This window comes from Streptomyces bobili (genome assembly GCF_002154575.1).
GTDB classification, from domain to species: domain Bacteria; phylum Actinomycetota; class Actinomycetes; order Streptomycetales; family Streptomycetaceae; genus Streptomyces; species Streptomyces bobili.
Window position 1 is genome coordinate 1 of record NZ_MUBA01000676.1, and the last position, 10,927, is coordinate 10,927.

At 73.2% G+C, this 10,927-nt stretch carries 4 protein-coding genes; all 4 read right to left on the minus strand.

Annotated elements, in window-relative coordinates:
• Positions 1 to 7,972 (minus strand): SDR family NAD(P)-dependent oxidoreductase (locus tag BZL64_RS35995; protein WP_244205739.1); only part of this gene is annotated, 7,972 nt, incomplete at its 3' end.
• 69 nt (positions 7,973 to 8,041) lie between these two features.
• Positions 8,042 to 9,145 (minus strand): SIS domain-containing protein, encoded by a 1,104-nt coding sequence (locus BZL64_RS36000; protein ID WP_143663409.1) that lies wholly within the window; start codon positions 9,143 to 9,145, stop codon positions 8,042 to 8,044.
• Between the two features lie 58 nt (positions 9,146 to 9,203).
• A complete protein-coding gene (locus BZL64_RS36005; protein ID WP_086773245.1) occupies positions 9,204 to 9,950 on the minus strand; it encodes an SDR family NAD(P)-dependent oxidoreductase in 747 nt (248 codons plus the stop codon).
• Between the two features lie 266 nt (positions 9,951 to 10,216).
• Positions 10,217 to 10,927, minus strand: a 711-nt coding sequence (locus tag BZL64_RS36010; RefSeq protein ID WP_143663410.1) for a cytochrome P450, incomplete at its 5' end; no start/stop codon positions are given.

Consider the following 10,927-nt stretch of genomic DNA (forward strand, 5'->3'; position numbering starts at 1 on the left):
CGTCGGCGCGCAGTGCGAGCACCTCGGCGCCGACGCCGGTCAGTGTGCGGTGCCAGGCGCGGGTGCGCTCGTCGGGCTCGGAGCGGCCGATCAGCACCAGCTTGGCCGCGTGGGTGCGGGCCAGCTGCCCGACGAGGACACGGCCGATGGCACCGGCGCCGCCGGTCACGACGTACACGCCCCCGTCCCGCAGGGGTACGTCGGCCGGGGTGGCGGGGCCGGTGAGCGGGCGCAGCGCCCGTACCTGGCGCTCGCCGGAGGCCGTACGGCGGACCTCCAGGCCTGCGGCGCGAGGTACGGCGCGCAGTTCCACCGCCACCGCACGGGCCACCTCGGCGGCCGGGGCCGCACCGTCGACGCCGAGGACGAGCAGTTCCAGGCGCGGCGCGACCGGCCCCGTGGAGCGGGCGAACCCGGCCAGGGCGGCCCACTCGGGCCGGTCCTCACCGGCGTTCCGCGTGTGCAGCACCAGGCACCGCACCCGGCCGGGCAGCACGCCGGTGCGGGCCGCGTCGAGCACGTCCAGGACGGGGGCGCAGGCGCGGTCGAGCAGGTCCGCGGGTGAGCCGTCGTCCGCGTCGCCGAGGACGACGGCGACGTCGAGCCCGTCCTCGTCGGCGAGGGAGGCGAGTCGGCCGGTGTCCTCGCCGATGCCCACCACGCGCCGCCACAGGCCGGTCGCGGCCAGCGCGGACTCCAGTTCCCGTGAGTGGCCGAGCAGGACGAGGGTCGCGGCGGCGTCCGCCGGTTCCGGGTCGGCGGCGGGGTGCCAGTACGGCTCGTAGAGGCGGGGTTCTCCGGAGGCGGGCTCCTGGTCGGCCTGCGCGGCAGTCGTCGCCCGGACGGCGGCTGCGGGGGCCGCCGGGACGCCGCCAGGCGTACGGCCCGCGAAGTCCCGTACGCGGGCGAGCACGCCGCCCCTGTCGTCGTACACGGTCAGGTCGAAGCGGCGCACGCCCGCCGACTCGCCGACCAGCCGGGCGTGCGCGTGGCAGACCTCGGGCAGCGGGGCGAAGGAGTCCAGGGCGCCGAGGCTGAAGGGGACGGCGAGTTCACCTGGGCGCGGCGCGGTGGTCCGGCCGGTCCAGTGGCAGGCCCGCAGGGCGCCGTCGAGGAGCGCCGGGGGCAGCTGGGTGCCCGGGGCGGTACCGGCCTGGGCCAGCCGGACCAGCGCCTCGCCGGGGCCGGTCCGGATCTCCTCGATGACGCGGAAGGAGGGGCCGTACGCGAACCCGGCGGCGGCGTACTCGGTGTACGCGGTGGGTCCGTCACGTACGACGGACAGACGGGCGTGCAGCGCGGCGAGGTCCTCGGCGGCCTCCGGGGCGGCGGGGACCGGGACGGCACCGCCGCGGGCGTGGGTGGTGCGGCCGGCGCCGGCCTCGCTGTACACCTCGAAGGCCAGCCCGGTGCCGTCCGGGCGGAAGGAGACGTACAACTCCATGGCACCGTCGGAGAGTTCGACGGCCCGGCCCCACACCACCTCACGCAGGGCGTGCCGGGTGCCGGGTTCGGCGAGCGCGGCGGCGGCGCGGACGAACTCCAGCGTCGCCGCGCCCGCGAGCAGCGGCCGGCCCTCGATCACGTGGTCGCGCAGCAACGGGTCGTGTGCGCGCAGCGTCTTGCGGAAGCGGACCTCGGTGACGGTGGACTCGTTGGCGTCGACCAGCGGATGCGGAGCGGCCGTGCCCGGGTCGGGGTCGAGCGGGATCCAGTAGCGCTCCGCGGCGAACGGGTACCGCGGGGCGCGCGCCCGGCGCGGGGCAGCGCCCGGCCGGCCGGCGTGCCAGGCCGCCCAGTCCACGTCGGCGCCGCCCAGCCAGCGGCGGGCCGGCTCGGTCAGCGGGCCCGCGTCGGCGAGGTCGGGGGCCGGGCCGCCGTCGGCGAACCGGCGCAGGGCGGCCACGAGTTCGCCGCCGTCGGTGACGGCCACCGCGAGCCGGGCGTCGAGGGACTCGCGGCCCGCCTGGGTGGTGAAGCAGAGGTCGGCGAGCGGCACACGCTCGGTCTCGACGAAGCGGGCGGCCGACCCGGCGTAGGCGCGCAGCCGTTCCTCGTCGCGGGCGGAGAGCAGGAACAGCACGGGTTCGCCGGTGCGCTGCTCGCCCGCCGGAACGTCGGTGACCGGGTCGGGGTTCGGGGACTCCTCCAGGACGAGGTGCGCGTTGGCGCCGCCCGCGCCGAAGGAGCTGAGGCCGGCCCGGCGCGGCCGGTCCCCGTCGGGCCAGGCGGACAGCTCGCGCTGGACGCGGAACGGGGAACGCCCGAAGTCGATGTTGGGGTTCAGCTCGGCCGAGTGCAGCGAGGGCACCAGGGTGCGGTGCCGGAACTGCAACAGCACCTTGGTGAGTCCGGCGATGCCGGCCGCGGACTCCAGGTGCCCGATGTTGGACTTGACGGAGCCGATCGGCCAGGTGCCGGGCGCGGCCTCGGCGGACCGGTAGGCATGGGTGAGGCCGGTCAGCTCGATCGGGTCGCCCAGGGCGGTGCCGGTGCCGTGCGCCTCGACGTAGCCGATGTCCTGCGGAGTGACGCCGGCCCGGTCCAGCGCGGTGGTGATCGCGTGCTGCTGGGCGCGCGGGTTAGGCACGCTGTAGCCGTTGGTGCGGGCGCCGTGGTTGACGGCGCTGCCCAGGATCAGGCCGTGAACGCGGTCCCCGTCCGCCAGCGCCTTGCGGTAGGGCTTGAGCAGGACGGCACCGACGCCCTCCCCGGGCACATAGCCGTCGCCGCCCGCGCCGAAGGCCCGGCAGCGGCCGTCGGAGGACAGGAAGCGGCCCTGGCTGAGGAAGGCGAACTTGTACGGGTGGACGGAGACGTTGACGCCCCCGGCGATGGCCAGTTCGCTCTCGCCCCGGCGCAGGCTCTCGCAGGCCAGGTGGATCGCGGTGAGCGAGGAGGAGCACATGGTGTCCAGCGCCATGCTCGGCCCGGACAGGTCCAGGGCGTGGCTGACCCGGTTGGCGATGGTGGCGAAGGACGAGCCGGTGAGCGGCCGCCCGCCGCGGAGGGCGTCCAGGGCGCCGTGGAACTGGTACTCGCCGTACATCACGCCGACGTACACGCCGACGGGCCGGCCGGCCACATCGGAGCGGCGGTAGCCGGCGTCCTCCAGGACATGCCAGGCGTTCTGCAGGAACAGGCGCTCCTGGGGGTCCATCAGTTCCGCCTGGCGGGGGGAGATGCCGAAGAAGAGCGGGTCGAAGCGGTCGACGTCGCGCAGGAATCCGCCCCACCGGGTGTGGGCGAGGCCGGGCGTCGCCGGGTCCGGGTCGTACCAGCGGCCGCTGTCCCAGCGCTCCGCCGGGATCTCGGTGATGGCGTCGCGGCCCTCGGCCAGGTTGGCCCAGAGCTCGTCGAGGTCGTCGGCGGCCGGATAGCGGCCGGCCAGGCCGATGACGGCGATGGCGTCGGTGTCGTCCTCGGCGGGTTCGGCGATGCCGGCTCGTGCGGTACGGCGTGGGGCGCGCGGCGGGCGCGGCGCGGTGACTCGGGCCGTGGGCGTGACCGGTGCGGCCGCGGGGGTGCCGCCGGTCAGCTCGGCCGCGTGGTGCTCGGCGAAGTAGCCGACGAGTTCGCCCAGGGTGGTGTATTCGAAGAACAGGGTCTTGGACAGGGCGTCGAAGTGCCGGTCCAGCTCGCGGTTGAGCTTGGTGATCATCAGCGAGTCGATGCCGAGCCGGTCGAACGGGGCGTCCTCGGCCAGTTCGGCCGGAGCCAGGCCGGTCTCGACGGCGATCAGCTCGCGCAGCAGCCGCAGTGCCGCGTCGCGCGGGCCGCCGCCCTCGGCGGGCGCGGTGGCCGTGGTGGTGCGGGCCGCCCGTGCGACGGGCGCGGTGAGCGCCGTGGTGATGGTGCGGAGGTCTCCGTAGGCGGCGACGAACGCGCCGGGGGCGCCGAGGGCCTGCTCGAACAGGGCGAGGCCGGCCTCTGTGGGCAGGACGCCGAAGCCGGTGCGGGTGGCTATGTCCACGGCGGCCTCGGTGCTCTGGCGCATCCCGCCGTCCGCCCACATCGGCCAGGCGATCGCGGTGATCCGGCCGTGCCGTTCGGCGTAGGCCTCCAGGTAGGCGTTGGCGTACGCGTAGTCGGTCTGGCCGGGGCTGCCGATGTGGGCGGCGATGGAGGAGAAGGCGACGAAGAAGTCCAGCGGGTCGTCGGCGGTGGCCGCGTCCAGGGCGCGCAGTCCGGCGGCCTTGGGGGCGAGGACGGCGGCGAAGTCCTCGGCGGACTTGGTCAGGGCGAAGCCGTCGCGCAGCACCCCGGCGGCGTGGACGACCCCGGTGATCGGCCCGAACTCCTGGCGCAGGGAGGCGAGTCGGGCGGTCAGGGCGTCCGGGTCGGACACGTCGACGCTGCGGTAGACCAGGCGCTCGTCCAGGTCGGCGGGCCGTTCGCTGCGGCCCAGCAGGACCACGCGGGCGTCGGCCCGGGAGAGCAGCCGGCCGGCGACGGCGCGGCCCAGTCCGCCCGCGCCGCCCGTCACGACGTACACGCCGCCGTCGCGGACCGCTGCCGGGCGGACGGCCGGGGCGGACTCCGCCTGCGGGATCCGGCGGCCCTGTGCGGTGTGGGCGACCTCCGGGTCGCGGCCGTGGCCGGCCAGTTCGCCGGTGAGCGCGTCGGCCTCGGGCACGTCCTCGGCGAGGCCGACGGCCTGCACCTCGAGGAGGGGGTTCTCCGCGCGGACCGTCCGGGCGAGGGCGGCGAGCGCGGCGCGTTCGGGGCGTGGGCCGTCGGTGTCGTGGCGGTGCAGCAGCAGGACGCGCACGGGTGCGGTGGGGCGGCCGACGAGGAGCGCGCGGACGATGTGCAGCGCCTGTTCGGGGGTCGGTTCGTCGACGAGGACGACGTCGGGCGCGGTGTCCGGTTCGAGGTCGCGGGTGACCGTGCCGATGCCCAGGGCGGTGAGGTGAGCGGCGAGTTGTGCGCCGCGCGCGGGGTCGGCGGTGACGACGGCGGCCGTGTCGCCGAGGGGTTCGCCGGTGGGCTCGGCGGTCGCTGCGGTCCAGCGGCGGACCAGCAGGGCCGATTCGCGGGGCTCGCCGAGGACGCGCACGGCGAGGTCGTGCAGGCGGGCCAGGACTTGGCCGTGGGTGTCCACGACGGTGAGGTCGGCGTGCGCGGTCCGCTCCCCCAGCCGGCCGGCCGTGATGTGGACGTGGCAGGGCCCGGTGACGGGGGCGTGCACGGTGAGTTCGCCCAGGGCCAGCGGCAGGAAGCCGTCGGCCCGTTCACCGTAGGCGCGAGCCAGCAGCACGACCAGGGCGTGCAGGGCGCCGTCCAGGAGGGCGGGGTTGAGCACGGCGCCGTCGAGCGAGGCGCCGTCGGGCAGTTCGAGGGTGCCGAGGGCCTCCCCGTCGCCGAGCCGGACCTCGGTGAGGGCGCGCATGCGGGGGCCGTAGTCCAGGCCGTGAGCGCGCAGGATGTCGTAGCAGCCGGTGTGGGCGACCAGCTCGGCACAGCGGGCGGCGACGGCGGCCGGGTCGGCCGGTGCCGGGCGCTCGGCGGCTCCGGGGTGGATCTCGCCGACCGTGAACACCCGCTCGTCGGCGGCGAGTTCGAACCCGACCGTGTCGCCCTCGCGCCACAGCTGGACCTGCGCGGTGCGCGGCCCGGTGGCGTAGGAGAGCAGTTGCTCGAAGGAGACTCCGCGCAGCCGGACCGGTCCGCCGAGGGAGAGTTCGCCGGCCGCGCGGGCCAGTTCCAGCTGTCCGGCGGCGGGCAGGACGGGCTCGGCGGCGACGCGGTGGTCGGCGAGGTAGAACTCGGTGCCGGTGCGGGAGCTGCGGTAGGCGAGGGTGTCCAGGGTGGAGACGTTCTCGTCCAGCATGGGGTGCGGGCCGGGACCGGTGACCCGGTCCGCGGCTGCGCCGGTGTCCGGGCCGGTCAGCCAGCAGCGCCGGCCCTCGAAGGGGTACGTCGGCAGCGGGACGCGGCCGCGCTCCTCGCCCTCGAACCAGGCCGCCCAGTCGACGGCGGCGCCGGCCTGCCAGGCGCGGGCCACGCCGTCCCAGGGGCCGTCGGTCACGCCGAGGGCGACACCGCGGACCTCGTCGTGGGCGCCGCGCACGGGGATGCGCGCGCGGGCGGCGGGCGGTTCCTCGCCGTCGCCGGTCAGCGCGTCCTGAAGCCGCAGCACTCCGGTCACGCAGGCGGCGGCCCGGGCAGCGAGCCCGTCGCCGTGCACCGCGACCGGGGTGAGGCCACAGTCGAGCCAGAACTTGCCGAGCGCGTACTGCACGGCGAACGCCCGCCCCCGCTCGCCGAGTCGGTCGGCGCCCGCGGCGAGTGCGGCCTCGTGGTGCGCGGCGAAGGCGGGCTCGGCGGCGGCCCACCGGCCGGCCAGGCCCGCCGCGTCCGGGACGTCCTCCGCGAAGACGAAGGAGACCTCGCCGGTCCCGGGCCGCTCGGCGACCGGGGCGTCCCGCAGCGCTCGGGCGAGTGCGGCGCGGTCGGAGCCGGTGACGGCGAGCCGGTACTCGTGGGCGCGGCGGCCCACCGCCAGCGTGTAGGCGACGTCGGCGAGCGAGGCCGGGTCGTCGCCCTCGAGGTGGGCGGCCAGGTTCTGGGCGGCCGTGGCCAGCGCGGTCGCGGTACGGGCGGACACCACCAGCAGCTGCTGCGCGCGGTGTGCGTCGCCGGTGACGGGGGCGGGCGGGGCCTCCTGGAGGATCGCGTGCGCGTTGGTGCCGCCGATGCCGAAGGAGCTGACACCCGCGCGCAGCGGGCCCTCCCCTGTCCAGGGGGCGGTGTCGGTGCTCACCTTGAAGGGCCCGGCCGCGAAGTCGATGGCCGGGTTGGGGGTGGTGTGGTTGACGGTCGGCACCAGTGTCCGGTGCTTCATCATCAGCACCGTCTTGATCACACCCGCGACACCGGCCGCCGCGTCCAGGTGGCCGATGTTGGACTTCACCGAGCCGATGGCGCAGAACCCGGTGTCGGCGGTGGACTCCCTGAACGCCCGGGTGAGCGCCGAGACCTCGACCGGGTCACCGAGGCGGGTGGCGGTGCCGTGTGCCTCGACGTAGCCGATGGAGCGGGGGTCGACGCCGGAGACGGTGTGTGCCTCGCGGATGACGGCGGTCTGGCCGGCGGCGCCGGGCGCGGCGAAGCTCACCTTGCCGGCGCCGTCGTTGTTGGTGGCCGTGCCCTTGATGACGGCGTGGATGGTGTCCCGGTCCGCGATGGCGTCGCCCAGGAGTTTGAGGACCAGGACACCGACGCCGTTGCCGAGGACGGTGCCGCCGGCGTCCGCGTCGAAGGTGCGCACGTGCCCGTCACCGGACAGGATCGCGCCCTCCTCGTACAGGTACCCCTTGGTCTGCGGCAGTTTCACGGTGACGCCGCCGGCCAGGGCCATGTCGCACTCGCCGTTGACCAGGCCCTGGCAGGCCAGGTGGAGGGCGACGAGGGAGGTGGAACAGGCGGTCTGGACGGCGTAGCTGGGGCCTTTGAGGTCGAGCTTGTACGACAGCCGGGTGGCCAGGAAGTCCTTGTCGTTGCCGACCATGACCGCGAAGTGGTCGGAGGTGGCGCTCTGGTCGACGTGGGGCAGGACCTGTTGCTGGAGGTAGGTGTTGATGGCCGCGCCGGCGTAGACGCTGATCAGCCCGTCGTAGCGGGCGGGGTCGTAGCCGGCGTGCTCCAGGGCCGCGTGGCCGGCCGTCAGCAGGATGCGGTGCTGCGGGTCGGTGATCGCGGCCTCGGCCGGGGTGAACTCGAAGTACCCGGTGTCGAACAGGTCGACGTCCGGGATGACCCCGTGCGCGGGGACGTACTGCGGGTCGTCCAGCAGCCGGGCGGGCACCCCCGCCGCGGCCAGCTCCTCGCGGCTGAAGCGGGTGATGCCCTCGCGGCCCTCGCTCAGCAGACGCCAGAAGGAGTCCAGGTCGTCGGCGCCGGGGAAGCGCCCGGCCATGCCGATGATCGCGACGTCGGTCTCGGCAACCGTCGGAACCTGGTTGTTCACTGACCCAACACTCCTTATTGTCCGTAGCTCGCTTGGGGAGGAGACGGTGCTCCGGCTCGTCGTGACGAACTAGCGGCCGGCCGCTTCCGCGAGGATGGTGTCGCCGTGGTACCAGGGGTTTCCGGCGGCCTCGGAGATGAGGTTGCGCGACTGCGTCTCGTGGGCGCGGCCGAGGGCCAGAGTGAGGTGCTGGACGAATTCGAGGGCGGTGAAGTACTTCCGCATGAAGGTGGGTTCCGTCATGGGTATCTCGATCACCTCGATGTTCGCGTTCTGCGGGCGGTCGCTCGTGAGCAGGCCCGTCAGGTTCTTCCGCTTCCCCTGCGTGTACTCGTCGTCGTCCGCGTCGGCGAAGACCAGCACGCTGTGCTTGCGCGTCGGGTCCGACAGGGTCGCCACCTCGCTGTGGCAGAACTCGTGGAAATAGTTGCGGGTGGCCGGCACCATGGCGATCTCGTTGAAGTGCATCTTGGCCAGCTTGAGCAGGCTCTCGTGCCACACCGGCGAGGCGATCATGATGATGTTGGCGTCCTGGCTCCGCAGGGCCGCCGTGCGCGCCAGCTCCCGGTGGGCGTCGGTGAAGTCGTGGGCCAGGTGGTCCGGTAGCGCCCGCACCTCGGCGCCGAAGTCCCGCGGGACCAGGCCCAGCCGGAAGAAGACGTCCAGCAGGATGGCGAAGTACTGCCCCACGTGGAACAGGGGGTACTCGCGGTCGGGCTCGCTCAGCTCCCAGCGAAGGATGGACACACCGGCCTGCCGGCCCAGTTCGGCCAGGCGCCCGCCGGAGGTGAGCAGGACCATCCGGTCGTGGGCGTGCGCGAGTGCGTGGAAGGCTCGCGCGGGCTCCATGGAGTGGCCGCTGTAGGAGCTGAGGATGATCAGGGTCCGGTCGTCGTCGATGACGGAGGACGGGAGCAGGTACGCGTGGTCGTAGTCGTTGAAGACGTGGAACTCCACCTCGGTGCCCGTCGAGATGAAGAAGGCGCGGACGACGTCGGAGACGATCGCCGAACACCCCATGCCGGTGAAGACCACACGCTTGAAGTGACCTGCGGCGATACGGGTGCGCAGGCTGTCGGACAGCTCGTCCAGCGAGTATTCGTCGGACTTCGTGAAGCCCTTCCGGTAATTCTTGGAGAGAAATTCCTCGTACCGGTCCATTCGAGTACGCACGTACACAGCCTCTTCTCGGAAGATGGGGGTGGATGACTTCTCGCTCACGCCGCGAGAGTCACCACATGAACTGTCCGCCGTCGACGATCAATTTTTGACCGGTGACGTATGAGGATTTCTCCCCGATCAGGAATTCCAACGCGTCGGCCATCATGTCGACATCTCCGATGCGCCGCTGCGGGATCTCATCGAGCAATTTGTCGCGGTAGTACGGCTCGTCCGTCCGGAATCGCGTACGCATCTCCTCGGTGTCGATCATTCCGGGAATGAGCGAGTTGACGCGAATGGTCGGAGCGAGTTCCATCGCGAGGCATTTCGTGAAGTGCAGGAGCCCCGCCTTGCTGGCGCAGTAGTTCAGCCCGTCGAGCCGCGGGCGGATCCCCGTGGTGGCCGCGACGTTCACCACCGACCCGCCACCCGCCTCGAGCATCTTCGGCGCGAGCGTCCGCGTGAGATAGAACGGCGCGGACAGGTTGGCCGCGATCACCTGGTCCCAGTCGTCGAACGACATGTCGAGGAAGGGACGGTCGATGTTCCGCCCCGCGTTGTTGACCAGCACCCTCGGTGCCCCGTACTCCGCGAGCACCTCGTCCGCCACGGTGACCACGGCGTCGGGGTCCGCGAGGTCCGCGCGCAGGGCCCGGAAGGAGTCGCCGAACTCGCGCTCGGCGGCGGCGGCGGACTCCTTGTCGCCCCGGTACAGCGCCACGACCCGGTACCCCAACGACACCAGGCGGCCACTCAGCCCGAGCCCGATGCCTTTGGTACCGCCGGTCACCACCGCTAATTCCTTGTGCACCCTCATGTCTCCTGTTCGCATCGACGGACTCGCCGGAACAAGGCCGGAACAATAAACTCATCCGATCCTGCGACGAGCCCGGGAAGAATCAGCTGTGGAATGTTGCCAGGGGCAGGAATACCGGCCGGCATCAGCGGCCCGACGGGGCAGCCTGCAGAGAATGCGGCGTCCATTTCAGAGATCCCGTTCAGCCTAGCCCGATTGCATTCGCTCCAGCAAGAGGAATTTCCCGGGGCGGCACATCGTCCGGTAAATCAGGGCCGCCCGTGCGGTCAGGTTCGCGGTGTCAGCCTGCAGCGGACCTGGCCGGTGGGACGCAGCGTGATTCCGGTGTTCAGCGGAATGTCGGTGTCGACAGCGGTGAACGAGTAGTTCTGGAGCAGCACGCTCAGCGTGAGGGTGGCGTTCAGCATCGCCAGGTGCTGGCCTATGCACGCCCTCGGCCCACCGCCGAACGGGAACCACGCGTAGCGGGGGCGCGCGGCCTCGTGCTCCGGCAGGAACCTGTCCGGGTCGAACGTGTCGGGGTCCTCCCAGATGTCGGGACGCCGCTGGACGACGCCGGAACTGACCACCACGTCGGCGCCGGCCGGAATGGTGAAGGAGCCGACCCGCACGTCCTCGGTGGCGATACGGCCCTGGGCCGGCGCGGCGGGGTAGAGGCGGAGCGTCTCCTTGAGCACCTGCGTCAGGTAGGGAAGCTTCTCCAGGTCCTCGGCGACGGGCTCACGGCCGCTCAGGACGCGGTCGACCTCCTGGTGGGCGCGGGCCTGCACCTCGGGGTGACTGGCGAGGAGGTGCAGGGTGAGGCCCAGGGTGGTGGCGGTGGACTCGTGGCCGGTGACGAGGAAGACCAGGACCTGGTTCCGCGTCTCCTCCGCGCTGATCGGCTTGCCGTCGTCGTCGTGCGCCCGCGCCAGAAGGCTGAGCATGTCGTTCCGGCCGGTCGGGTCGGCCGACTCCTCGGCCCGGCGGGCCGAGAT